Source organism: Streptomyces sp. NPDC014656 (assembly GCF_043084305.1).
Taxonomy (GTDB): Bacteria; Actinomycetota; Actinomycetes; order Streptomycetales; family Streptomycetaceae; genus Streptomyces.
This window is the reverse complement of record NZ_JBIBZN010000005.1, coordinates 408,668-431,501: the sequence shown is the minus strand read 5'-3', so window position 1 is coordinate 431,501 and position 22,834 is coordinate 408,668. Positions and strand designations below refer to the sequence as shown.

Here is a 22,834-nt window from a genome sequence, read left to right as displayed (position 1 = left end):
GGGGCCGCCGGGGCGAAGGCGGGGCCGCGCGACCACGGTGCGGGGAGGGAAGCGGGCAGCGCGCCGTCCCGTCGCCCCCGTCGTCCCCTCCGGCTCCCGGCCGCCCGACCCGCGCAGCCCGTGCCCGGCCCGTCGCTCAGCCGTCCGCAGGGGCGCGGTTCAGGTGCTCGGCGCGGGACTGGAGGACGTCCACGGCCTCGTGAACCGGGCAGCCGAGGCGGTCTCGGAACGCCTCGACGGCCTTGACGGTCGCGCCGCCGAGGATCTCCTCGTCCGCGAAGGAGAGCGGGCCCGCGGTCCAGGGGGCGGAGGCGGCGTCCCCACCGGGCCGGCCGGCGTCGGTCAGGGTGACGAGCAGGCGGCCGTCCGAGAGCGCCACCGCCACGTCGGCGCCACGGGCCGCCTTCTCCGCGAAGGCGGCGGGCGCGGTGCGGTCCAGGAGGAAGACGAAGTGCTGGGCCGTACGCCGGCGCCACTCGTCGGGCTCTCCGTCGGCGTCCAGGCGCAGGTTGGAGTGCCAGGCCGCCTGGGCGAGAACCGAGACGAGCAGTCCGAGGAAGTCCGCCTCCAGCAGGTCGTCCGCGTGCTCGATCAGGATCGCGAGGTCCTGGTTGCCGTGGCCGGGGCCGTGCCAGTCCTGGAGGCAGTCCACGAGCGCGTCCCAGTTGTGGCCGAAGTGGCCGGGGAACGACAGTTCGCGGGCGAAGGCGCGGAAGACGGACGCCGGATCCCGCAGGTGCCGGCCGTCCAGCCGCAGGACCAGGCCGTTCCGCCGCACGAGCGCGGCCGTCTCCGATGCCGGCCAGCGGTCGGCCGGGGAGGTGAACACGACCCACGGGGATCGGGGTTCCGTCAGAGTGGGCGCGGTGGTCATGGCCGGGATCCTCGCACGGCCCCTTCTCCGACGGCCTCGGGTCGCGCCCTGTCGCCGCCGGCTGGTGCGCCCGGGCCCACACCTGCGGCGCGTTCCCCTCGGCCCGTTCAGCCCACTCGGCCCGCTCGGCCGGCGGGCCCCGGTAGGCCCCGGCGGGCCCGGCGGGCGAGACGTCGAGCCGTGTGAGGAGAAACAAGTTCCCCCGTCCGCCACCAGGCCCTACTGTCAGGTAACTTGAGCGTGCCTCCGCACGGCCACGCCTTCGACCAGGGACGGGACATGCCTGCTTCCACGACTTCCGCCCGGCTGCTCAGCGGTCTGCTGATCGGTGCCGGCGTCGCCCACTTCGCCGCTCCGCGGCAGTTCGACGCCATCGTGCCCCGGAGCCTGCCCGGCTCGCCCCGGACGTGGACCCATCTGAGCGGCGTCGCCGAGATCGCCGTCGGCGCGGCGATCGCAGCGCCCCGCACCCGGCGGGCCGGCGCGCTGGCCGCGGCCGGGCTGTTCACCGCCGTGTTCCCGGCCAACGTGAAGATGGCGTACGACTGGCGCCACCGGCCGGCGCCGCTCCGCGCGGCGGCGCTGGCCCGGCTCCCGCTCCAGGCCCCGCTCGTGCTCTGGGCGCTGCGGGTCGGCCGGGCGGGGCGGCCCGACAGCTGACGGACCCGTCCGGCGCCGCCTGCCGGCCCGTCCCCGCCGGTGGCCCGAAGGGGCGGCGGCGCGGGGACGCCAGGCGGCCGGCGCCCCTGCCCTCCCCCCGCCGGTTCAGCGCACCGGGCGGTAGGTCGCGATGATCACCCCGCTGCCGGTCGGCTGGGCGCTGACGAGTTCGAGCCTCTTCATCGGGGCGTCGTCGGCGAACAGCTTCCTGCGGCCCTCCCCGGCCACCACCGGGTGGATCAGCAGCACGAGCTCGTCCAGCAGGTCGAGGTCCAGCAGCGAGCGCACCAGCGTCGGGCTGCCCGCGACGGTGATGTCCTTGCCTTCGCCCGCCTTGAGCCCGTTGACCGCGGTCACGAGGTCGCCCTTGACCAGCGTGCTGTTCGCCCAGTCCTCGACGGTGTCCAGCGTGGAGGAGACGACGTACTTGGGCGACTCGTTGATCCACTTGGCGAAACCGGCGTCCTCGCCGCTGGTCACCGTCGGCCAGTAGCCGGCCCACTCGCCGAAGGTCACCCCGCCCAGCAGGATCGTGTCGGCCGTCTCCAGCGTTCCCGCCAGCGCCGCGCCCATCTCCTCGTCGAACGCGAACTGCCACTCGTTCGGCGACTGGACGACGCCGTCGAGCGAGACGAACAGACCCGAGACGACCTTGCGCATGTTTCCTCCATGACGGTTCCCGAGGGCCCTTCGACCGCCCCGGTCGGGGCGGACCGGCCCTTCGGCCACAGAGGGAACACTAGGCGGGCGTCCGGGACCGGGTCTTGTACAGAAGCGACAGCGGTTCCCCCGGATCCGGCGTGCCGAGCTGGGTCGCGGTCCGCCCCACGTACCGCTTCAGGGACCGTGCCAGGTGCGGCTGGTCGAAGTACCCCAGCAGGTGTACGGCCTCCTGGGCCGCCGTGCCCTCCTGGATCATCACGGCCGCCCGGCGTGCCCGGTCGATCTGCCGCACGGCGCCCTGGGTCAGGCCGGTCGCCGCCACGAAGCGCCGTTGCAAGGTCCGTTCGGAGACGTCCGGAGCGGTTCCGCCGAGCACCGCGGGGACCACCGGGTCCGCGTCCACGATGCCCTCCCGCGCCATCCGGCGTACGAACGCCTCGGCGTTGTCGTAGTCGGGGACGTGCCAGGCAGATCCCTTCAGCCACACCGAACGCCGCGTCACGTCGGGTATCTGCGCGGTGCCGCCCACCAGGCGGCTGATCGGAAGGTGGGGCATCGACGTCCCCAGCGCGAAGCTGATCCCGAAGAACTCGGCGTCCTCCGGGACCGGCGCGACGGACGCCTTCGCCTCCGGCCCCAGCACCGCCGCCCGCACCTCGCCCCGGTGCCGCCAGAACACCAGCTCCCAGTGCGGCGTCGCGACCGACATCATCCGGCCGACGTCGTCGCTCCGGCTGCGCCACACCCGCTCGACGAACGGCAGCTCCGAATGCCGGCTCTCGATCGCCAGACCCATCCGAGTCCCCTCCTCGCCCGACCGCACGACCCGCGCGGGACCACCGGTTCCGCGGCCCGGCGTCGATCCCCGGGCGCGGCACAGGCAGTATCACCCGGCCCGCGCGTTCCGCGGCACGAGACGGCTCGGACGACACCCGGTCCGGCACGCCTCCCCCATCCGAGGGGACATCAGCCACGTCGGACAGGCCCCGAGGAAGATCGACCCTCGACGCCGGCCTCGATCCCGGCCTCGACGTCGACCGGCACGGCTTCCGTGGTGGTGCTCGCCCTCGTCGTCGGCGGCGGTGTCTTCCCGCTGGTGACGCGCGTGCTCGGTACGGGCACCGATTCCCCGTCGAGTCGAAACGCGTGGGGCACGCCGTTCTCGGGCTCGCCTGCGTGGCCGGCGGGTTCGCCGTGGCGGCCGCCTGACGCGTGCGGTCCGGCCCCGCGCGGGGAGCGTCCCGACCCGGGCGGGGAGCGGGCCGCCGTCCGGCGGGGCTCCGGTTCCTCCCGGCCCGTGGGGCCGGGAGGTCAGACGAGGTCGCGGTGGCGGCCCACCTTGGTGGAGAGGAGGTAGAGCGGGGGCAGGAGGGCGGCGGCGCAGACGGCCCAGAGGGCGGTGTGGGCGCCGGCGTGGGTGGCGAGGAGGCCGGCGGTGAGCGCGCCGAGCGGCATCGCGCCCCAGGAGACGAAGCGGACCGTGGCCATGACCCGGGACAGCAGCTCCGGGGGCGACTGGGTCTGCCGGTAGGTGCGGGTGGTGATCGAGCCGATGACGGTGCCGAAGGCGAAGCCGGCGTTGCCCAGGGCGAACCAGTACGCGTCCCCCGCCGAGGTGGTCAGCGGGGCGAGCAGGAGCAGCGCGCCGCCGGTCAGGTCCGCCAGGATGATGCCCCGCGCGGTGCCGGTCCGGGTGGTCACCCGGACCGCGACGGCGGCGCCGGCGAGCGCGCCGACCCCGTCCATGGCGAGGACGAGACCGAGCTGCACGGAGTCGAGGCCGGCCTCGCGGACGAGGTAGAGGGGGGTGAGGGCGACGAGGGCCGCGTTGAGGAAGTTGGCGGCGGTCGCCCAGATCATGCAGGGCCTCATGACCGGGTGTCCGGTGACGTACCGCCAGCCCTCGCGCATCAGCCGCAGCGCGCTCTCGCCGGTGCGGGGCGCGGGGCGGCTCTCGGGGAGGGTGCGCAGCAGCACGGCGGAGGCCAGGTAGCTGGCGGCGTCCACGACGAGCGCGCCGACGGGGCCGGTCGCGCCGATCAGGACGCCGCCGAGGGAGGGGCCCGCGGTGTCGGTGACGGCGTGGGTGCCGGACATGACGCTGTTGCGGGCGGCCAGTTCCCGGGCCGGGACGACGGCGGGCAGGAAGGTCGAGTTGCCTATGTCGAACAGCACCGTCGCCGCGCCGGTGACGAGCGCCGCGAGCAGCAGGTGCGGATAGGTGAGGGTGCCGAGCCACCACGCGAGCGGCAGCGATCCGAGGGCCGCGAACCGTACGAGGTCGAGCGCGACCTGGAGCCGGCGCAGCGGTACGCGCTGCGCGACGACGCCCGCCGGGAGGCTGAGCAGCAGCCAGGAGACCTGGCCGGCGGCGGCGAGCAGGGCGACCTCGAAGGCGCCGGCGTCGAGGACGGTGAGGGCGACGAGCGGCAGGGCCAGCGCGGTGACGGCGGTGCCCGCGCCGCTGACGGTGGCGGCGCCCCAGTAGCGCCAGAAGACGTCCGGTGGCGAGGTCTCCTGTTCGTCGTCGGGCCGGTCGTGCTTCGGGATCGCTCGCGTTCCGCTCATGCGGCGCCCACCCCCTGCTTCTAGTCAGTCTCTTTTGGGAACCCACTTGTTCCGAGTGAGTTTCTATCGGGAACCGACCTGATGGCGCAAGATGGTCCCGATGAGCGCCGCCGTGCGCGCAGGAGTGGAGACGCTGTGATGAGGTCGGTGCCCGAGCGGGACGCGGCGTGCGCGATCGCGCAGGCGGCGGCGGTGGTCGGCGACTGGTGGAGCCTGCTCCTGATCCGGGAGACCGCGCGCGGGCACCACCGGTTCGACGCGCTCCAGGAGGAGCTGGGGATCTCCCGGAAGGTCCTCACCGAGCGCCTGGCCCACCTGGTGGAGACGGGGGTCCTGGAGAAGGTCCCGTACCAGGAGAGGCCGGTGCGGCACGAGTACCGGCTGACGGAGAGCGGGCGGGGCCTGCTGCCGGTGCTGCTGTCGATGCAGGACTGGGCGGACCGCTGGGTCTTCGGCGACGGCTCGCTCAGCGGCACCGCCGACGGGGCGGGCGCGGAGGCGCGGCGCGTCGCGGGGCTGGCGGGCGAGCGGCTGCCGCACCTGGAGCTGCCGGGCCACCCCGGCGGCGCGCCGGTGGACCCGGTGGCCGGCGGGGCGGCCACCGTCCTGTTCTGCTATCCGGCGACCGGGTCCCCCGGCCCCCTGCCGGACGGCTGGGCGGGCATCCCCGGCAGCGTCGGCTGCACGCTGGAGAACCGGCTCTTCCGGGACGCATACGAGGACTTCCGCGCGGCGGGCGCGGAGGTGCGCGGCGTCAGCACCCAACGCCCGGACGAGCAGCGGGTGTTCGCGGTCGAGGAGGGCCTCCCCTTCACCCTCCTCTCGGACGTCGACCTGCGCCTCGCCGCCGCCCTGCGCCTGCCCACCTTCCGCGCCGGGCAACTGCTGCGCCTGAAGCGGGCGGTGCTGGTGGTGGACCGGGACCGCGTCGTGCGGCACACCCGCTTCCCCGTGACGGACATCCCTGCCGCCGTGGACGAAGCCCTGAGGGAGGTGCGGCGCCTGGCGGCGGAGGCCTGACGGGCACCCCCGTACCGGACGGGCGCCCGACGGGCACCCCCGCGGCGGACGGATGCCGCCCCGGTCGGCCGCCCCCGCCGCCGGGAGCGGGAAGCGGGAGGCCCGGGGCAGGGGAACCCCTTAACGAATATGATTTTCATTCTGTTAGGGTCGGGGCTCCGCTTCCGCACTCCCTGAGGATCTCCATGTCTCGCCCGCCCGGGAACACCCCCCACACCCGCCGCCGCGGCCTCACCGCCCTCCTCGCCACCGCCACGGCCTCGGCCCTGCTGGGCGGCTGCTTCGCGGGCGGCGCGACACCGGGTGACGGCGGGGGCGGGGGCGACGGCAAGCGGATACGGGTGGCGATGATGCAGCCGCCGAGGTCGGGGCTCTCGCCGCTCTCCGACGACGCCTTCAAACTGTCGCGCTGGTGCACCGCGGAGACGCTCGTCCGGCTGGACCCCGACGGCGACGCCCTCCCCTCCCTGGCGACGGACTGGCGGCAGGAGGGCCGGACCTGGACGTTCACCCTGCGCGAGGGCGTCACCTTCCACGACGGCAGCCCGCTCGCCCCCGCCGACGTCGTCCGCTCGCTCTCCGCCGCCGCGACGGCCTCCCCCAAGCCGCGGATCCTCGACGGCGTCGACCTCACCGTCCGGGCGGACGGCCCCCGCTCGGTGACCGTGACCACCACCCGGCCCGACCCCCTCGTGCCGCACCGGCTCAGCTCGCCGCAGCTGTCGATCCTGGCGGCCAGGGCGTACCGGGGACGGACCGTCGACCCGGTCGGCGCCGGCACCGGACCGTTCGTGCTCGTGCGCGCCGACGGCACCGCGTCGGCGACCCTCGACCGGTACGACCGCTACTGGGGCGGCCGGGCCGAGGCCCCGGGCATCGACGTGCGCTACGTGCCCGACGGCACCGCTCGGGCCGCCGCGCTGCGCAGCGGAGAGGCGGACATCGTCGAGGCGGTGCCCGTCTCCCAGGCCGGACTGCTGGACCCGGACCTCGTCACCGAGGTGCCGATGCCCCGGACCAACACCCTGTACCTGAACACCGAGCGCGGCGCCTTCCGCGATCCGGCGCTGCGGGCCGCCGCCCGCGAGGCCGTCGACGCGCGGAGCATCGTGGCGGGAGTGTACGAGGGCCGGGCGGACCGGGCCGGCGGGCTGCTGGGACCGGCGCTGCCGTGGGCGGCGGAGCTGCGCACCCCGGTCCGGCGCACGGCGGCCAAAGACCCCAAGGGCGCCAGGATCACCATCGGCACGTTCACGGACCGGGCCGAGCTGCCCGAGGTCGCCCAGCTCCTCCAGCAGCAGCTGCGCGGGGCGGGGTTCGAGGTCGAGCTGGACGTGCGGGAGTACGCGCACATCGAAGCCGACGCCCTGGCCGGGAAGTTCGACGCCTTCGTCCTGTCGCGGGCCACCGTGCTCGACTCCGGCGACCCGGCCGCGTACCTGTACAGCGACTTCGCGGGCGACGGGTCCTTCAACCTCTCCCGGCTCTCCGATCCCGCCGTCGACTCGGCGCTCGCCACCGCGTCCTCGACGGCGACCGGCGAGGCGCGCAGGAAGGCCGTCGTCGCCGCCGAGAGCGCCGTGCTCGCCACCGACGCGGCCGTGCCGCTGCTGCACGAGCGGGTGATCCAGGGCGACGCCGAGAACGTGGTGGGCGCCGCGCACGACCCCCGCGAGCGCGAACTCGTCACCGTCGACACCCACGTCCGGTGAAGACGCCCGCCCTCCGCGAAGGGTCCGGCCGCATCCCCCCGGCCGCGCCCCCGAAGCCTCCCGCCGCCCCTCCGCGCGCGCCTTCGGCCGCGGCCGTACGGGCGGGGGCCGCGCGGCTCGCCGCCCTGGCCGCCGTCGTCGCCGCGGTCGGACTGCTGCCGTGGCTCTCCGGCCGGGACCCGGCGCTCACGGTGCTGCGCGCCCGGTCCGCCGAGCAGGCCCCGACGCCCGAGGCGCTCGCCGCCGTCCGCGCCGGGCTCGGCCTGGACGCGGGCCCCGCCGGCCTGCTCGGCGGCTGGCTGGTCCGGCTGCTCCACGGCGACCTGGGCGTGTCCTGGGTGTCGGGCACCGGGGTACTGCCGACGGTCGCCGCCGGGCTCGGGGTGTCCCTGACCCTGATGGGGGCGGCCCTGGCGGTCGCCCTCCTCGTCGCGACGCCGCTCGCCGCGCCGGCGCTCCTGCGGGGCCGGGCCACGGGCGGGACGGTCGCGGCGGTCCTCGCGGCCGTGCCCGAGTTCCTGCTCGCCCTGGTGCTCCTGCTCACGGCCGGCGTGTGGCTGGGGTGGCTGCCCACCTCCGGCTGGGCGGGCCCGGCCCACCTGGTGCTGCCCGCCGTGACCCTCGGCGTGCCGGCCGGCGCGCTCCTGGGACGGCTGGTCGCCGACGCGCTGCCGGCCGTCCTGGAGGAGCGGTGGGTGGAGTCGTGGCGCGGGGCGGGCATCGGCAGGTGGCGGATCACCGGGGCGGCGGTGCGCCGGGCGCTGCCCGCGCTCGCCGGGCAGTTCGCCATGGTGGCCGTCGGTCTGACCGGGGGCGCGGTCGCCGTGGAGACGGTGTTCGCCGTGCCCGGGATCGGCCGTACCGCGCTGGGCGCGGCCACGTCCCAGGACCTGCCGCTGCTCCAGGGGTGCGTCCTCGCGCTGCTCGGGCTGGGGCTGCTCGCCGGGGCCGGGGCCTCGCTCGCCCGGCGCCGGCTGCTCGGGCCCGCCTCGCGGGAGGCCGGGCTCGGTCTTCCCGCGCCGCGTCCGCGCCGGATCCCCCTGGCCGTGCCGGTGGCCCTGGCGTCGGTCCTGGCGGTGGTGATCGGCTGGGGTCTGCTGCGCGATCCGTACGCGGTGGACGTGGCGGCCCGGCTCGCCGCGCCGTCGGGCGCGCACCCGCTCGGGGCGGACGCGCTGGGCCGGGACGTGCTCGCCCGGCTCGGACACGGCGCGGCGGCCACGGTGGGCACGGCCGCCGCCGTGACGGCGACCGGCTGGCTGATCGCGCTCGTGCTCGGTTTCGTCCCCGGGGCGGCGGCCGGGCTCGCGGACATCGCCAACGCGCTGCCGCCGGTGCTCACCGGACTGCTGGTCGCCGCGGTGACTGGCCCGGGGAGCGGGGCGGCGGCGCTCGCCGTGGCCCTGGTGTCCTGGCCGCCGCTCGCCGCGCACGCGTCGGCGCTGGTGCGGGAGGTGAGGGCCTCCCGGTTCCTGGCGGCGCAACGGGCGATCGGCGCGGGGCCGCTGTGGGTGTGGACCCGGCACGTCCTGCCGTCGGTGGCCGGGCCGGTCGCCCGGCACGCGGTGCTGCGGCTGCCGGGCGTCGCGCTCGCGCTGGCGTCGCTCGGCTTCCTGGGGCTCGGCGCCAGGCCCCCGTCGCCCGAGTGGGGGCTGCTGCTCGACGAGTCGGCCGACTACGTCGAGCGGGCCCCGGTCCCCGCGCTCGCCCCGGCCGTGGCCCTCGCGCTGCTCGCCGCGCTCGCGGTCTGCCTGTCGTCCCTCGGCGGGACGCGCCGGCCCCAGGACCGCCGGTCCCCGCGCCGCCGGCCCGCCGGCCGTCCGCCCGCGCGCCGCGCCCCCGGGGTCCTTTCCCTCCCCCACACCCCCTCCCTCCCCCCTTCCGTTCCCGCTTCGAGGAAAGTCCGGTCCCGTGTCGCTCCCCCCTCCTGAGTCCCCCGCTCCCCTGCTCCGGGTGGACGGCCTGCGGATCGGTCTCGCCGGCGGCGAGGCCGTGCGGGGCGTCTCCTTCGATCTGCCGGCCGGCGAGGTGTTCGCTCTGGTCGGCGAGTCCGGGGCGGGCAAGTCCCTCACCGCGCGGGCGCTGCTCGGCATGGTCCCGCGCGGGGCCGCCGTCCACGGCCGGGTCCTGCTGGACGGCCGCCCGGTCACCCCGGCCGATCTCGGCCGCCGCCTCGCGTGGATCCCCCAGGACGCGATGTCGGCCCTGTCGCCCGTGCACCGGGTCGAGGACCAGCTGTCCTTCGCCGTCAGGGCGGTGGCACGGGCGGGACGCCGTGAGGCGCTGTCCGCCGCCCGCGCGGCGCTCTCGGGCGTCGGTCTCGGACGGGACGCCGCCGGCGCCTTCCCGCACGCCCTGTCGGGCGGCATGCGGCAGCGCGCGGTGATCGCGATGGCCCTGGTGAACGGGCCGGCCCTGGTGGTGGCCGACGAGCCGACCACCGCGCTCGACCCGGAACGCCAGGAGCAGGTGCTCACCCTCCTGCGGGAGCGCTGCGCGGCAGCCGGTGCCGCTCTGCTGCTCGTCAGCCACGACCTGGCGGCGGTACGGCGGCACGCCGACCGGGTGGCCGTGATGTACGCCGGCCGGATCACCGAACTCGGCCCGGCGGAGGCGGTGCTGGACCGGCCGGTCGCCCCGTACACGCGCGGACTGCTCGCCTCCCTGCCGCGGACCGGCCTTCCCCGCCGCTCGCGCCTTCCCGTCCTCGCCGGCGCGCCGCCCGTCCCGGGGACGGCCGGCGCGGGGTGCTCCTTCGCGCCCCGCTGTCCGCACGCCGACGACCTCTGCCGGGGCGAGGAGCCGGCGCCCCGCCCGGTGGACGGGCGTGCCGTGGCCTGTCACCACCCCTACGGGGAGGCGGCGTGAACCCCCTCCTGGAGGTGCGGGACCTCGTCGTGCGGTACGGGACGCGGAAGGTGGTCGACCGGCTGTCCCTCACCGTCGGCGCCGGGGAAGCGGTCGGGCTGGTCGGGCCGTCGGGCTGCGGGAAGTCGACGACGGCCCGGGCGGTGCTGCGGCTGCTGCGGCCGCACGCCGGCTCGGTGCGCTTCGCGGGCGTCGAGCTCACCGGCCTGCCGGAGCGTGAACTCCGCCGCCTGCGCCCCCGGTTCCAGCCGGTCTTCCAGGATCCGTACGAGGCGCTGAGCCCGCGCCGCCGGGTCCGCGACCAGATCGCGGAACCTCTGCGGGTCCACGGGCGCTGGGACGGCACGGACGGGCCGGCCCGCGTCGAGGAACTGCTGGAGCTCGTCGGTCTCGCTCCCGTCCACGGAGAGCGGCTCCCGCACGAGCTGTCCGGGGGCCAGTGCCAGCGCGTCGCCCTCGCCCGCGCGCTGGCGACGCGGCCGGAACTGCTCGTGCTCGACGAGCCGACCTCCGCTCTCGATCCGTCGCTGCGCGCGGGGATCCTCAACCTGCTGATGGACCTTCAGGACACCCTGGGGGTCGGCTTCCTGCTCATCTCCCACGACCACGCGGCCGTCCGGCACGTCTGCGACCGCGTCCTGACCATGCGCGACGGGAAGCTCCTGCCGTGACGCCGCTCGGCCGTCTCCTGATCGGCAGTCAGTTCGCCTTCAACGTGGGGTTCTTCGCCGTCCTGCCGTACCTCGCCGAGCACCTGGCCGGGACGCTCGGGCTGGGCGGGGCGCTGGTCGGACTCGTGCTCGGGCTGCGGACCTTCAGCCAGCAGGGGCTCTTCGTCGTGGGCGGCGTGCTCACCGACCGGTACGGGCCGCGGCCCGTGGTCCTCGCCGGCTGCGCGCTGCGGGCCGCCGGGTTCTGCTGGCTCGCGGAGGCGTCGAGCGCCGGCACGGTCGTCGGGGCGGTCGTCCTCGTCGGTTTCGCCGCCGCGCTGTTCTCCCCCGCCGTCGAGTCCGAGATCACCCGTGAGGCGCTGCGCGTCGAGCGCGCCGGGGGACCCCGCCGCACGCGCACCCTCGCCCGGTTCTCGGCCGGCGGACAGGCCGGCGCCCTGGTCGGCCCGGTCGCCGGCGCCCTGCTGGTCGCCCGGGGCGGGGACGGGGCCTTCCGCACGGCGTGCTTCGCCGGAGCGGCCGTCTTCCTGCTGGTGCTCGTCGCCCACGCCCGGCTGATGCCGCGGAAGGACGGAAACGGCGACGGGGGCGACGGAAGCGACGGGGGCGGAGACGGGACTCGGGCGGGGGCCGCCGCCGGTGGCGAGGGGGCGGTGGCGGCGGGACGGCTGGTCCTCGGCAACCGTCGCTTCCTGCGCCTCGCGGGCGCGTACACCGCCTATCTGCTGGCGTACAACCAGCTCTATCTGGCGCTGCCGGCGGAGCTCGAACGCTCCACCGGCTCACAGGCCGCGCTGGGCTGGCTGTTCGCGCTCTCCGCCGCGCTGGTCGTGTGCGGTTCCGGGGCGCTGGAGAGGCGGGCCGCCGCTCGCCTGAGCCACGCGGGCATGGCGCGGGCGGGGCTCCTCGTGGTCTCCGGGGCCTTCGCGGGGGCGGCGCTGCTGCGGCAGCCGGGAGGCGTGGGGGCCGCCGTGGTGTTCACGGTGCTGCTCACCGTCGGCCAGATGCTGGTCCTGCCCGCGACCCGGGCCATGCTCCCCGACCTGGCGGGCCACCGGCACCTCGGGCTGTTCACGGGGGCCCTGTCCTCGCTGGCCGGGACGGCCGTGCTCGCGGCCGGCGCCCCGGTCGGCGCCCTGCTCGATCTCGGCGGCGCCCTGCCGTGGCTCGTCCTGGGCGCGCTGCCGCTCCTCGGGGCCGGTCTCGTCCCGGCAGCGAGCCCTCGGGCACCCCGCCGGTGACCGTCCGGCCCGTTCGCTCCGTCCGGTCCGGCAGGAGGGAGGCGACGGTGCGGCGACGGCCAGCGCCGCACGCCGCCGGCCTCGACGTGATCGTTCTGGAGACCCGCGACCGCGCCGGCGGGAGCCTGCTCTCCGCCCCTACCGACACCCTCCGCGCCGGGCACGTGGCCCTGGCCGTCCCCGGCCCTGGTCTTGGCCCTGGTCCTGGTCGTGGTCCTGGTCCTGGAGCGCATCGGCTTCGACGACGCCCTTGCCGGCGGCGGACCCGCCGCGCCCTTCGTGGGCGGCGATGAGTTTCCGTGCCGGTCCCCGTCATACCTGCGTATCTGGTGGATACAGGAGGAAGTGGAGGCACGGGATGAGCGGCATCACCCGCATCACACAGGTGGCCACGGTGGGGATTCGCGTCACCAACCAGCAGAAGGCAACGGAGTTCTACGTCGGTGAGCTCGGCTTCGAGGTGCGCCGGGACGTGCCGTTCGGGGGCGGGCGCTGGATCGAGGTGGCGCCCCCCGGCGCCGCGACGACCCTGGCGCTCGTTCCGGAAGGCGTCCCGGTCGGCGTCCGTCTCGCCACGCGGGACGCCGAGGCCGACCACGCGGATCTGCGCGCACGCGGCGTCGACGCGGATGCGGAGCTCGTACGGACGGGGCCGGGGGTGCCGCCGATGTTCACCGTGCGGGACCCGGACGGCAACGACCTCATTCTCGTCGAAAGCTCCTGAACAGGTGGTGTCCGTCATGGACGAGCAGTTCACCGCGACCCTGCGGAAGAGCCCGGCCGAGGGCGGCTGGACGTACGTCGTGTGGCCGGAGTCGGCCGCGTTCTTCGGCACCCGCGGCCTGGTGAAGGTCCGGGGCACGATCGACGGCCATCCGTTCCGGAGCTCCTTCATGGCCATGGGCGACGGCACGCACAAACTCCCGGTGAAGGCGGAGGTGCGCAAGGCGATCGGCAAGGCCGAAGGGGATTCCGTGACGGTCCGCCTGGAGGAGCGCCTGGACGCCTGACGAAAGCGGGAGCGCGAGCGGCAACGGGAGCGGGGCCGGGAGGCAGATCCGCGTCGTGGCCGGGGGCTCCCGCTCGGTGCGCGAAAGCGGGCGCCGGGGGCGTCGGCGGCACGCTCGGGGCCCGGCTCGCGGTGGGGCGGCCCCGGCACACGTACCGTGCGCTCGCACGCCGGGCATGCGAGGGGTCACGGTCCGCGACCGTTATGCGAAGCCCCTTTCACGTAAATATTGACGTATATGCGATGAAATCGGACACTCGATTCGTAGGCCCTTCCGTCCTGGAGGAGGAGGCATGACTCGACGACCCGCACCTCTCCTGCCCGCCTCCCCCCGGCGCACGGCCCCGGCCACGGCCACGGCCGCCCGGATCCGGGCGCGGAGCGATCCGGCCGGCCCGGGGACCGTTCTCCGCCTCAGCGCCGACACCGACGGGGGCCCGGCCGCGGAGTCGTCCGGCGCGAAAGGCCCCGTGAACGACGAGCTGCTCCGCCGGGCCCAGCAGATCCTCGCCGAAGCCGGTTACGAGCCCGGCAACGGGCTGACGGCGACCGTCGACGGCCCCGACATCCTGGTCTCCTGGCATCCCGACTCGCTCATCCGGCCCCTCATCACGGCGCACTCGGCGGACCCCGAAGTCCACCGGGCGGCCGAGATCCCGGGACTCCGCGCCGCGATCGAGACGGCGCTCATGACGGTCTTCCAGGAGGCCGGCTACACCCCGCTCCCCCACCCCGGAGGAACCCTGCGCCTCTCGCCGCTCACCGAAACGGCCGCCCGCACCGCCCCCGCGTCCTCACGGCGTACCCCGAACGCTCCCCACTGAGCGGACGTACGGCCGTACGCACGGCCGGCCGCGGCACCACCCGCCCCTCTCCGGGCCGACATCCGTCCACCGGACAGCCGAAGGAGACTCATCGCCATGGGCCGATCAGCACGCCCCACCCCCACGCGCCGCCCGCGCACCGCGGCCGCCGTCCGGCGGCGGGCCCTGGGCGGGCTTCAGGAGCCCACGGACCCGACCTCCGCGTCGACGGACGACGCCCGCACGCTGTCCGTATCGCTCTTCGCGCGGCTGCGGCACCTGGCCGAGGGGACCGCGGAGCACGCGTACGTCCGCAACACGCTGGTCGAGCTGAACCTCAGCCTGGTGAAGTTCGCCGCCCGGCGCTTCCGGGGCCGCCCCGAACCGACCGAGGACATCCTCCAGGTGGGCACCATCGGGCTGATCAAGGCGATCGACCGCTTCGACCCCGGTCGCGGGGTCGACTTCTCCAGTTTCGCGCTGCCCACCGTGGTCGGGGAGATGAAGCGCTTCTTCCGCGACACCGGCTGGGACGTCCACGTCCCCCGTCGCATGCAGGAACTCCGCATCGAGGTCGCCAAGGTCTCCGACGCCCTCGAACAGGACACGGGCCACCGGCCGAGCCGTTCGGAGCTGGCCGACCGGCTCCACCTCACGGAAGCCGAGGTCGCCGAGGCGGAACTCGCCGCCAACGCCTACACCGCCCGCTCGCTCGACGCGCCCGTCGGCGACGACGACACCGAGTCCCCCCGGGGCGCCGACGGCCACCGCACCGCCGTCACCGAACCCGCCTACGAACTCATCGACGACCTGACGTCCCTCGGGCCGCTGATCGACCGCCTCGGCCCCCGCGAACGGCAGATCCTCTCCCTCCGCTTCGGCCAGGACCTCACCCAGGCCGAGATCGGCCGTCGCGTCGGCCTCTCCCAGATGCACGTCTCCCGCATCCTCACCCACATCCTCGGCGAACTCCGCACGGGCCTGCTGACCGATGAGCCGGACCACGCGAGCGACGCGGACGAGACGGGCTCGGCGGGCGGTCCGCGCCACCACCGGCGGGGGTGTCAGGCGCTGATGCCCACGGAGGAGACGGAGGCGTAGGCGTTGTAGTCGGAGCCGGGGTCCGTGATGACGTCGTCCCAGATCTCGTCGACGGTGACGGCGTCCTTGCGGGCCCGGGCGTCGACGAGGTCGCCCCAGATGCAGCGGACGGTGATGGTGCGTCGGCTGATGCCCGGGCGGAGGTGCTCGGGGGCCGTCAGGGTCGTGTCGACGGGGTAGATCTCCATGCTGCTGCCGCGGCCGTCGTTGTCGAGGTGGCGGGCGAGCGAGCCCGAGCGGATGAGGTCGTCGCGGCGGCGGTGCCCGTAGGCGGCGTCGATCTTCTCCCGGCTCGCCTGCGTCGGGGTGATCGTGTTCTTGGCCCTCATCCAGGCGCGGACGGTGCGCGGCGTGACGCCCTGGTCCTGGAGCGCCGCGCGGCCGGCGTTGCCGTCGAGGTAGCGCAGCCGGGCGGTGAGGCCGCGCCTGGAGGTGACGGGCGAGGCGATGCCGGAGGAGTGGACGGTGCCGGTTCCGTGGGGACCACGGGCGCGGGGGCGGCGGTCGCGGGGGCGGCGCACGCCTCCGCGCTCAAGTGCTGGGGAAGCCGTCGACCTCCTCGACGGCTTCCTGCCCGCACAGCACGCGGGACCCCAAGGGCAGGGCCGGAGCATCCGGCACACCAGCCGGCGAAAGAGCGGCCGCGAGATCCGGCGCGTCCTCGGGGGCGGGCGCATGTGCCGCCGCGCCGGGGCCGGGCGGGGCGGTCTCCTGGGGCCGCGGCGGGGCCGCGGCGCCGTGCAGGAAGGCCACGGCACGGGTCGGCCCCGCGAGCAGGCCGAGGACGGGAAGGCCGTAGTGGGCGGCGAGCAGGTCGACGTCGTCCAGGGACCAGTGCGCCGCGCCGCTCTGCTTGCGCGACACCTGCGCCCGGGAAAGCCCGATCGCGGTGGCCAGGTCCCCCTGCCGCTCCCCCGCCCGTGACATGAGCGCTGCCGCCGTCAGCCTGAGAACCTCTTCCGCACCCAACACGCATACCGAATTAACATCAGGTATACGAAATTCGCATGCATCGAAGACGGTGTGGCCGTACGACAGAGGGTCCTCCCACCGCCGCCCCGCCATGGAGGCCGCGGTAACCGCAGTGACCTGCGTCACTTCCTGTCACAGCCGCCGGGGGCGCGGTGTCTTGAGGGCGAACGCATCGAGGCACAGGAGGAAGCAATGTCCCACGGGAGCGTCATGAAGCACCGCGTCGTCGTCCTCGGCGCCGGTTATGCCGGGGCCTACGTGGCCGGGACCCTGGCCCGCCGGTTGTCCCCGGAGGACGCCGAGATCACCGTCGTCAACGCCGAGCCGGACTTCGTCCAGCGGCTGCGGCTGCACCAGCTCGCGGCCGGCCAGGACATCGACGCCCCGCAGCTCACCGACGTCTTCACCGGAACCGGGGTCCGGCTGCGTCTGGCCCGGGTCACCGCCGTCGACCCCGGGCGCCGGGTCGTCGAGGTGACCGAAGCCGGCGGCGGCGGCTCGGTCGGCTACGACACGCTCGTCTACGCCCTCGGCAGTCACGGCGCCGACCACGGCGTCCCGGGCGCGGCCGAGCACGCCTTCGACGTCGCCGGGCGCCCCTCCGCGCTGCGGCTGCGCGAACGTCTGGACGGTCTGGAGGCACGGGGCGGGGGCGGCCGGGTGTGCGTCGTCGGCGACGGCCTGACCGGGATCGAGACCGCCACCGAGATCGCCGAGTCCCGGCCCGGCCTGTCGGTGACGCTGGTCGCGCGGGGCACGCTGGGCAGCCCGCTCTCGGCCGGAGCCCGCGACCACCTGCGGCGAGCCTGTGACCGGCTGGGCGTCGGCGTGCTGGAAGACACCGAGGCCGTGGCCGTCGAAGCGGCGGGGGTGCGGTGTGCGGACGGCACCGTCCTGCCGTCCGACGCGACCGTGTGGGCGGCCGGGTTCGCGGTCTCCCCGATCGCCTCCGCCGCCGGGCTGGAGGTCGCGGACGACGGCCGTGTCGTCGTCGACCGCACCATGCGCTCCGTCTCGCACCCGAACGTCTACGCGGTCGGCGACAGCGCCCACGTCCTCGGGGACAACGGCCTTCCCCTGCCGATGTCCTGCGCCTCGGCCGGCTTCACCGGCCGGCAGGCCACGACCGCGATCGTGGCGCGCCTGACCGGCCGCGAGGTCACGCACACCGGCCTGGCGTACGTCGGCAACCACATCAGCCTCGGGCGGAGCGACGGGATCCTGCAGCCGGTCGACCACGCCGCGCGGGCCCGTCCGAAGTACCTGGGCGGGCGGAACGCCGCACGGTTCAAGGCGGGCATCCTCCGGATGGCGCTGTGGAGCACCTCCCACCCCACCTTCGGCCTGCCCAAGCTCAAGCACCGTCTGACCACCGCGCCGGAACCGGCCGCCGCGACGACGGCTTCCCCGAGCCCGCGGACGCGGCCCGCGGCCGAACCCCTCCAGCCCGTCGCGCCCACCGGGAGCGAGACCGGCTGACGACGGACACCGCGTGCTCGTCCGCCGGTCACCTGACGTCCTCACGCGTCCACCGCTTCGCCGGACGGTCCCGGTCCGCCCGCCGATCCGCGCGCGTGAGGCGGCTGGCGCGGCGCCCGCGCTCCCGTCGCGGGACGGCCGGCGGACGGATCGCCCGTCGCGCCGTGGACGGCGTCCGGGCACCCGCCACCCGGCGGCACGTCTCCCTCCGCGACGGCCGACGCTCCCCCACCGACCTCTTCGTCCACGCCGACGGAGTCACCGACCGCTGGGGGCCGATCGCCTCCGAGGAGTTCGAGGAGCGCGCCCAACGGCGCGCGGAACGCGACGCGCGGACCCAGGCGGACGGACCGGCGGTCCCGCACGCCCCGGCGGTCCGGCTCCGCCACTCGTCTCCGGACAAGCCGGTGGCCGGTCCCGGCCGCCTCGGGCCGCGCGACGACCACCCGGCCCCGCCCCCGCCCCCGCCCCCGGCCCCGGAGCCTCGGAAGCGGAGCGGCCCCTCCGCCGGGCCTGTTCCCCCGGGCCGCGTGACGCTAGCGTCGAGTCCCATGATCGTATGGCTCAACGGCACCCACGGCGCCGGCAAGACGACGACCAGCGCGCTCGTACAGCGACTGATCCCGGACTCACGGGTGTTCGACGCCGAGAAGGTGGGCGAGACGCTCATGGACATCACGCCGGGTCTGCCCGCCACGGACAACTTCCAGCACTGGCCGCCGTGGCGGCCCCTCGTGGTCGAGACCGCCCGGCGCGTCCTCGACTACACCGGTGGCACCCTGGTGGTGCCCATGACCGTCCTGGTCGAGCCGTACTGGCGCGAGATCAGTTCGGGCCTCGCCCGGCACGCCATTCCGGTCCGGCACTTCGTCCTCCACGCCGACCAGGACACCCTCCGCGGGCGCATCGCGGGCGACACCGTCATCGGCCCCGACTCCCCCTTCCGCCTCCGCCACCTCGAGCCCTACGCCGAGGCCGCCCGCACATGGCTGCACGCCGAGGCGGAGGTCGTCGACACCACGCACCTCACCCCCGCACAAGCCGCCCTCCGGATCGCGGAGGCGCTGCCCACGGCGCCGGGAACGACATGAACGACCTTCCCGTGGACGGCGAGTCGTCCGCTCCGGACGGTCGCGCCGCGCCGGGCCGGTCCGGGTGGCACGGGCTGGGATCCGCGGTCATGACCGCGCACGAGACCGAAGCCCGGCCGGAACCTCCACTCGCCGGCACCGGGGCGGCCGCCGTCCTGGCGCCCTCACCGGACCAAGGCCTCCGGGCGGCCTCGGGTGACGGTGACGCCCCCCGGAGGGGAACCGCTCCGGCCGGAACCGGTGCGACACGGCCGGGCGAGGAAGGCGGGCCGGGGCGAGAGCGGTGGCCCACCCGTATCCGGCGGTGCGGTCGGCGGCGCGGGCCCCTTCGGGAAGCCGGTCGCGCCAGGGGCGGGTGTCAGGTCCGGGGCGTCTTGTGTCCGTGGACGGCCGTGTACTCCGCCGCCAGCCAGGGGCCGAGTTCATCGATCAGCATGCCGAGGACCGCCGGGTCGGCCGTCGGGGTGCGGGCGGTGGCCGCGGCCAGGCGCATCCGCGCGGCGTGTTCGGGGTAGTAGCGGGCGAACACCTCGGCGGATCGGGTGAGGTCGCTGGTCCAGCCGCCCCAGCGGGGCATCACCAGGGTGAAGCCGCTGCGGACGATGCGGCGGGCGACGGCGCGGCTGAGCGTCCTGCGCCGGGCGTCCGTGAAGGCCGCGGCGTACTGCTCGCGCCAGCGCGGCAGGGCCAGGGCGAGGTCCCCGTTGGTCTCGCGGGCCAGCAGGGGTGTGGGGCGGTAGCGGGGCAGGGCGGCGGCGAGGTCGTCACCGAGCAGCGGGGTGCACAGGCAGGCGACGAACCACCCGAGGTCGTGGCGTTCGAGTTCGCTCAGCAGCGTGCCCGTGCCGAAGAGGAGGACGCCGACGCCGTCGATCTGCCCGGACGAGGCGTCGAGCGCGGCTTCGAGCGCGTCGGCGTCCGCGCGGTCGGCGCGGGTCGGCTCCTGGCGCAGGGCGAGCAGCAGGTCGAGGTCGGACACGCCGGGGACCGCGGTGCCGCGGGGGACGCTGCCGTACAGGTAGGCACTGTGCAGCCGGTCGTCGTCGAAGGTCTCGGCGATCAGCGCGCGTGCGGCGGCCACCACGGGCGTGAACTCCTCCGGGACGCGGCTCAGGGAGCCCTCCCGGGCGATGAATCCGTCGTCGTCCAGCCCTTCACCGGTCATGACGGAACCCTGCCGCACCGCCCCCTCCGCGCGCGAACGGGTTTCGGGGTCCCGGGGGCGTGCCGAGCCGTGCCGGCTCCGGCCGGCGCTCGGATACTCAGGCGCTCCGTGCGGTCGGTAGCGGCGGGGTCGTAGCGGCGCGGCCGGGCGGCCGGGGCCTTCTCGGTGGCGCCGAGCGCGGCGGCGTTCCCCTCGTCGTACCGGACGCGGGCGAGGGGGCCGTCAAGCCGCCGGGGGCGGCTCGGTCACGGCCGTGTCCCCGGGTGGCGGCCCGTCGGGGGCCGGCGGGCCGTCGGGGAGGTCCTGCTCCGCCCAGATGGTCTTGCCCCGGGCGTAACGGGTCCCCCAGCGCCGGGTGAGCTGGGCGACGAGGAGGAGGCCCCGTCCGCCTTCGTCGAAGGTCCTGGCGCGCCTGAGGCGGGGGGCCGCGCCGCTGCTGTCGGTGACCTCGCAGATGAGGGTGCGGTCGAGGATGAGCCGGAGCCGGACGGGCGGCCGGCCGTAGCGGATCGCGTTGGTGACGAGCTCGCTGGCGATCAGCTCGGTGACGAAGGAGAGCTCCTCCAGGCCCCAGGCGGTCAGCTGGTCGCGGACATCGCGGCGGGCCGGCGCCACGGCGGTCGGGTCGGGCGGTACGTCCCAGGTGGCGACGCGGCCGGGCGGCAGGACGCGGGTGCGCGCGAGGAGGAGCGCGGCGTCGTCGTCCTGGCGGGAGGGGCGCATCGCGTGGACCGTGGCGTCGCAGACGTCCTGGAGGGAGTCGGCGGGCCGGGCGAGGACGTGCCGCAGCGTCTCCAGTCCCTTCCCGAAGTCGCGGTCGCGGCGTTCGATCAGGCCGTCGGTGTACAGCGCCAGCAGGGAGCCCTCGGGGAGTTCGATCTCGGTCGCCTCGAACGGCAGGCTGCCCAGGCCGAGGGGAGGCCCCGCGAGCAGGTCGAGGAACTCCACCGTGCCGTCCGTCCGGAGCAGCGCGGGCGGCGGGTGTCCCGCGCTCGCGAGGGTGCAGGCGCGGGAGACCGGGTCGTAGACGGCGTAGAGGCAGGTGGCGCCGATCTCGCCGTGGACGTGGGTCCCGTCGCCGGGTTCCTCCGTGGCCAGGCGCACGATGAGGTCGTCGACGTGGGTGAGCAGTTCGTCGGGCGGCAGGTCCATGTCGGCCAGGGTGCGTACGGCGGTGCGGAGCCGGCCCATGGCGGCGGAGGCCTGGAGCCCGTGGCCCACCACGTCCCCGATGGCCAGGGCGACCCGGGCGCCGGAGAGGGGGATGACGTCGAACCAGTCTCCGCCCACCCCCGCCCGGGCGGTGGCGGGCAGGTAGTGCGAGGCCACCTCGACCGCCGTCCGGTCGGGCAGCCGCCGGGGCATCAGGCTGCGCTGCAGGGTCACGGCGATCGCGCGTTCGCGGGCGTAGCAGCGGGCGTTGTCGACGGAGACGGCCGTGCGCGCGACGAGTTCTCCGGCGAGCAGCAGGTCTTCCCGTACGAAGGGGGCGGAGGGGCCGCGGCGGAGGAAGAGGGCCGTGCCGAGGGTGGTCCCTCGGGCCCGCAGCGGCACCGCCATCACCTCGTGGGCGCCCTCCCCGACGAGCCGGGCGGCCTGGGGGTCGTACCGCGCCCACCGGGCGAGGACGGGGTCGTCCGGCCGGTACACGGTCGGTTCCCGCACCGTCAGCCACTCGACGGGCAGGAAGGCGTCGACCGGCTCCTCCGGGGCGCCGGCCGCGTCCTGGAGGGCGGGTTCCCGGGCGACGCGGCGGAGGGCGACCGGGTCGGCGAGCGGGGTGCGGGGCGGCTCCGTCGCCGCGCCGAGGGCGGGGAGGAGGTCCACCACGGCGGCGTCGGCGAGCCGGGGAACGGCCAGTTCGACGAGTTGTCGGGCCGTGTGGGCCATGTCGAGGCTGGTGCCGATGCGCGTGCCCGCTTCGTTGAGGAGCAGCAGGCGCCGCCGGGCCTCGTCCTGCTCGGTGGTGTCCTGTGCCGCGAGGCCCACTCCGCACGCGCGACCGTCCGGGTCGGTCAGCGGGGCGAGGTGGACCGTCCACGCGTGCGCGCGCCGCGCGCCCGCGACGCGCAGGTGGATCTCGAGGTACTGGCGCTCGCCGGTCTCCATCGCGCGGCGCATGGCCCGCTCGATCCTCTCGCACTCCGGGTCCGGGACCGCCTGCGTCACGCGCAGTCCGCGGAGCTGCGCCTCCGAGAGGCCGACGGCCCGCTCCTCCTCGGCGTTGGCGTGGACGTACCGCAGGTTCGCGTCGAAGACCGCGATGATGCAGGGCGCCTGGGCGAAGCACCACTCGACGGGCAGGCCGTCCGGTGAGGCGAGCGGCTCCTGGGCGCCGCCCCAGACGAGGAGCCAGTCGGTTCCGTCCGGCACCAGGCGGCGGTGCGCGATCAGTTCGCCCGTGACCCGGTGGCCGTCCTGGTGGCGGGCGGTGACCGGCCCCCTCCAGGTCCGCCGGCCGGCCACCCGCTCCCCGATCGCCTGCGCGTCGTCGGCGAGCAGCTCGCGGAGGGGCCGTCCCACGACGTCTTCGCGGCGGTAGCCGAGCAGGCGCGTGGCGCCCTCGCTCCATCCGGTGACGATGCCGTGCTCGTCGGCCGTGGCCGTGACGGCTTCGGGCGCGCCGGAGGGGTCGCGGGGCGGGGAGGCGGAGCCGGAGAGCGCCATCGCGGTCCTCCACGGGGATTCCGGGGGCCGAGCCCTGCGGACGGCCGGCCCTGTGCGATGACGGCCCTGTCCGCTGTGGCCCGCCTGCGTCCAGTCTCCCTCAGGCCCTCCGTTCCCGCTCGGACGGACGTGGTGATCCTGCTCCGGGAAGTCGCGGCCTCCGGGTCCCGGCCCCGGCCCTGGCCCCCGCCTTCGGCCCTGGCCTCGCTACCGGCCCCACCCCGGTTCCGCCCCGGTTCCGCCCCCCGGCCCCGACCTGCCCCCGGCTCT

21 protein-coding genes are annotated in these 22,834 nt (G+C 75.8%); 13 read left to right on the top strand and 8 right to left on the bottom strand.

Going from position 1 to position 22,834, the window contains the following annotated elements; translation table 11 throughout:
• Positions 1 to 136: 136 nt before the first annotated feature.
• The gene (locus ACF1ED_RS15360) at positions 137 to 874 is read right to left on the bottom strand and encodes a barstar family protein (protein WP_391760474.1); all 738 of its coding nucleotides are present in this window, start codon (positions 872 to 874) and stop codon (positions 137 to 139) included.
• A 279-nt stretch (positions 875 to 1,153) separates the two neighbouring features.
• Between ACF1ED_RS15360 and ACF1ED_RS15355 the strand changes: the two genes are divergently transcribed.
• Positions 1,154 to 1,534 (top strand): hypothetical protein, encoded by a 381-nt coding sequence (locus ACF1ED_RS15355; protein WP_391760472.1) that lies wholly within the window; start codon positions 1,154 to 1,156, stop codon positions 1,532 to 1,534.
• A gap of 105 nt (positions 1,535 to 1,639) precedes the next feature.
• On the opposite strand, the gene ACF1ED_RS15350 is transcribed toward ACF1ED_RS15355, so the two are convergent.
• From ACF1ED_RS15350 to ACF1ED_RS15340, 3 genes are all read right to left on the bottom strand, one after another.
• Complete coding sequence (locus ACF1ED_RS15350) at positions 1,640 to 2,194, bottom strand: dihydrofolate reductase family protein (RefSeq protein WP_391760470.1); 555 nt, start codon at positions 2,192 to 2,194, stop codon at positions 1,640 to 1,642.
• Positions 2,195 to 2,273: 79 nt separating this feature from the next.
• On the bottom strand, positions 2,274 to 2,993 hold the full coding sequence (locus ACF1ED_RS15345; protein WP_391760468.1) for a helix-turn-helix domain-containing protein: 720 nt from the start codon (positions 2,991 to 2,993) through the stop codon (positions 2,274 to 2,276).
• A 515-nt stretch (positions 2,994 to 3,508) separates the two neighbouring features.
• Complete coding sequence (locus ACF1ED_RS15340) at positions 3,509 to 4,765, bottom strand: MFS transporter (RefSeq protein ID WP_391760466.1); 1,257 nt, start codon at positions 4,763 to 4,765, stop codon at positions 3,509 to 3,511.
• Between the two features lie 138 nt (positions 4,766 to 4,903).
• Between ACF1ED_RS15340 and ACF1ED_RS15335 the strand changes: the two genes are divergently transcribed.
• The 10 genes from ACF1ED_RS15335 (at position 4,904) to ACF1ED_RS15290 (ending at position 15,190) form a co-directional block, all read left to right on the top strand.
• A complete protein-coding gene (locus tag ACF1ED_RS15335) occupies positions 4,904 to 5,785 on the top strand; it encodes a winged helix-turn-helix transcriptional regulator (RefSeq protein WP_391760464.1) in 882 nt (293 codons plus the stop codon).
• Positions 5,786 to 5,970: 185 nt separating this feature from the next.
• Entirely contained in the window at positions 5,971 to 7,497 is a 1,527-nt protein-coding gene (locus ACF1ED_RS15330) for an ABC transporter substrate-binding protein (RefSeq protein ID WP_391760462.1), read from the top strand.
• 125 nt (positions 7,498 to 7,622) lie between these two features.
• Entirely contained in the window at positions 7,623 to 9,428 is a 1,806-nt protein-coding gene (locus ACF1ED_RS15325) for an ABC transporter permease subunit (RefSeq protein WP_391760736.1), read from the top strand.
• On the top strand, positions 9,409 to 10,365 hold the full coding sequence (locus tag ACF1ED_RS15320; RefSeq protein ID WP_391760460.1) for an ABC transporter ATP-binding protein: 957 nt from the start codon (positions 9,409 to 9,411) through the stop codon (positions 10,363 to 10,365). The genes ACF1ED_RS15325 and ACF1ED_RS15320 overlap by 20 nt, the downstream gene beginning before the upstream one ends.
• Positions 10,362 to 11,036: an ABC transporter ATP-binding protein gene (locus ACF1ED_RS15315; protein ID WP_391760458.1), complete on the top strand. Its 675-nt coding sequence runs from the start codon at positions 10,362 to 10,364 to the stop codon at positions 11,034 to 11,036. Before ACF1ED_RS15320 ends, ACF1ED_RS15315 begins: the two co-directional genes overlap by 4 nt.
• Complete coding sequence (locus tag ACF1ED_RS15310) at positions 11,033 to 12,277, top strand: MFS transporter (protein ID WP_391760456.1); 1,245 nt, start codon at positions 11,033 to 11,035, stop codon at positions 12,275 to 12,277. Before ACF1ED_RS15315 ends, ACF1ED_RS15310 begins: the two co-directional genes overlap by 4 nt.
• Before the next feature lie 358 nt (positions 12,278 to 12,635).
• Positions 12,636 to 13,001, top strand: coding sequence for a VOC family protein (locus tag ACF1ED_RS15305; protein WP_391760454.1), 366 nt, complete (start codon positions 12,636 to 12,638; stop codon positions 12,999 to 13,001).
• A gap of 16 nt (positions 13,002 to 13,017) precedes the next feature.
• Positions 13,018 to 13,287 carry a DUF1905 domain-containing protein gene (locus tag ACF1ED_RS15300; protein ID WP_391760452.1) on the top strand — a complete coding sequence of 90 codons (270 nt, stop codon included), beginning with the start codon at positions 13,018 to 13,020 and terminating at the stop codon, positions 13,285 to 13,287.
• 292 nt (positions 13,288 to 13,579) lie between these two features.
• On the top strand, positions 13,580 to 14,110 hold the full coding sequence (locus ACF1ED_RS15295) for a hypothetical protein (protein WP_391760450.1): 531 nt from the start codon (positions 13,580 to 13,582) through the stop codon (positions 14,108 to 14,110).
• A 96-nt stretch (positions 14,111 to 14,206) separates the two neighbouring features.
• Entirely contained in the window at positions 14,207 to 15,190 is a 984-nt protein-coding gene (locus tag ACF1ED_RS15290) for a SigB/SigF/SigG family RNA polymerase sigma factor (RefSeq protein ID WP_391760448.1), read from the top strand.
• On the opposite strand, the gene ACF1ED_RS15285 is transcribed toward ACF1ED_RS15290, so the two are convergent.
• Both ACF1ED_RS15285 and ACF1ED_RS15280 read right to left on the bottom strand, forming a co-directional pair.
• Positions 15,154 to 15,711: a hypothetical protein gene (locus ACF1ED_RS15285; protein WP_391760446.1), complete on the bottom strand. Its 558-nt coding sequence runs from the start codon at positions 15,709 to 15,711 to the stop codon at positions 15,154 to 15,156. The genes ACF1ED_RS15290 and ACF1ED_RS15285 overlap by 37 nt on opposite strands.
• Before the next feature lie 10 nt (positions 15,712 to 15,721).
• Complete coding sequence (locus ACF1ED_RS15280; RefSeq protein ID WP_391760444.1) at positions 15,722 to 16,117, bottom strand: helix-turn-helix domain-containing protein; 396 nt, start codon at positions 16,115 to 16,117, stop codon at positions 15,722 to 15,724.
• A 255-nt stretch (positions 16,118 to 16,372) separates the two neighbouring features.
• On the opposite strand from ACF1ED_RS15280, the gene ACF1ED_RS15275 reads away from it, so the two are divergent.
• Complete coding sequence (locus ACF1ED_RS15275) at positions 16,373 to 17,641, top strand: NAD(P)/FAD-dependent oxidoreductase (RefSeq protein ID WP_391760734.1); 1,269 nt, start codon at positions 16,373 to 16,375, stop codon at positions 17,639 to 17,641.
• Positions 17,642 to 18,192: 551 nt separating this feature from the next.
• Positions 18,193 to 18,732, top strand: coding sequence for an ATP-binding protein (locus tag ACF1ED_RS15270; protein ID WP_391760442.1), 540 nt, complete (start codon positions 18,193 to 18,195; stop codon positions 18,730 to 18,732).
• Between the two features lie 358 nt (positions 18,733 to 19,090).
• Here ACF1ED_RS15270 and ACF1ED_RS15265 read toward each other — a convergent pair whose 3' ends face one another.
• Together ACF1ED_RS15265 and ACF1ED_RS15260 are read right to left on the bottom strand one after the other, a co-directional pair.
• Positions 19,091 to 19,897: a nucleotidyltransferase domain-containing protein gene (locus tag ACF1ED_RS15265; protein ID WP_391760440.1), complete on the bottom strand. Its 807-nt coding sequence runs from the start codon at positions 19,895 to 19,897 to the stop codon at positions 19,091 to 19,093.
• 222 nt (positions 19,898 to 20,119) lie between these two features.
• The gene (locus ACF1ED_RS15260) at positions 20,120 to 22,564 is read right to left on the bottom strand and encodes a SpoIIE family protein phosphatase (RefSeq protein ID WP_391760438.1); all 2,445 of its coding nucleotides are present in this window, start codon (positions 22,562 to 22,564) and stop codon (positions 20,120 to 20,122) included.
• Between the last annotated feature and the right edge of the window lie 270 nt (positions 22,565 to 22,834).

Excerpts from the sequence above, each read along its gene's own strand:
- ACF1ED_RS15355 (WP_391760472.1), top strand. The coding sequence starts at position 1,154 with ATGCCTGCTTCCACGACTTCCGCCCGGCTGCTCAGCGGTCTGCTGATC.
- ACF1ED_RS15340 (WP_391760466.1), bottom strand. The coding sequence starts at position 4,765 with ATGAGCGGAACGCGAGCGATCCCGAAGCACGACCGGCCCGACGACGAA.
- ACF1ED_RS15280 (WP_391760444.1), bottom strand. The coding sequence starts at position 16,117 with ATGTCACGGGCGGGGGAGCGGCAGGGGGACCTGGCCACCGCGATCGGG.
- ACF1ED_RS15345 (WP_391760468.1), bottom strand. The coding sequence starts at position 2,993 with ATGGGTCTGGCGATCGAGAGCCGGCATTCGGAGCTGCCGTTCGTCGAG.
- ACF1ED_RS15295 (WP_391760450.1), top strand. The coding sequence starts at position 13,580 with ATGACTCGACGACCCGCACCTCTCCTGCCCGCCTCCCCCCGGCGCACG.
- ACF1ED_RS15300 (WP_391760452.1), top strand. The coding sequence starts at position 13,018 with ATGGACGAGCAGTTCACCGCGACCCTGCGGAAGAGCCCGGCCGAGGGC.
- ACF1ED_RS15260 (WP_391760438.1), bottom strand. The coding sequence starts at position 22,564 with ATGGCGCTCTCCGGCTCCGCCTCCCCGCCCCGCGACCCCTCCGGCGCG.
- ACF1ED_RS15360 (WP_391760474.1), bottom strand. The coding sequence starts at position 874 with ATGACCACCGCGCCCACTCTGACGGAACCCCGATCCCCGTGGGTCGTG.
- ACF1ED_RS15305 (WP_391760454.1), top strand. The coding sequence starts at position 12,636 with ATGAGCGGCATCACCCGCATCACACAGGTGGCCACGGTGGGGATTCGC.
- ACF1ED_RS15330 (WP_391760462.1), top strand. The coding sequence starts at position 5,971 with ATGTCTCGCCCGCCCGGGAACACCCCCCACACCCGCCGCCGCGGCCTC.
- ACF1ED_RS15275 (WP_391760734.1), top strand. The coding sequence starts at position 16,373 with ATGAAGCACCGCGTCGTCGTCCTCGGCGCCGGTTATGCCGGGGCCTAC.
- ACF1ED_RS15265 (WP_391760440.1), bottom strand. The coding sequence starts at position 19,897 with ATGACCGGTGAAGGGCTGGACGACGACGGATTCATCGCCCGGGAGGGC.
- ACF1ED_RS15270 (WP_391760442.1), top strand. The coding sequence starts at position 18,193 with ATGATCGTATGGCTCAACGGCACCCACGGCGCCGGCAAGACGACGACC.
- ACF1ED_RS15335 (WP_391760464.1), top strand. The coding sequence starts at position 4,904 with ATGAGGTCGGTGCCCGAGCGGGACGCGGCGTGCGCGATCGCGCAGGCG.
- ACF1ED_RS15350 (WP_391760470.1), bottom strand. The coding sequence starts at position 2,194 with ATGCGCAAGGTCGTCTCGGGTCTGTTCGTCTCGCTCGACGGCGTCGTC.
- ACF1ED_RS15290 (WP_391760448.1), top strand. The coding sequence starts at position 14,207 with ATGGGCCGATCAGCACGCCCCACCCCCACGCGCCGCCCGCGCACCGCG.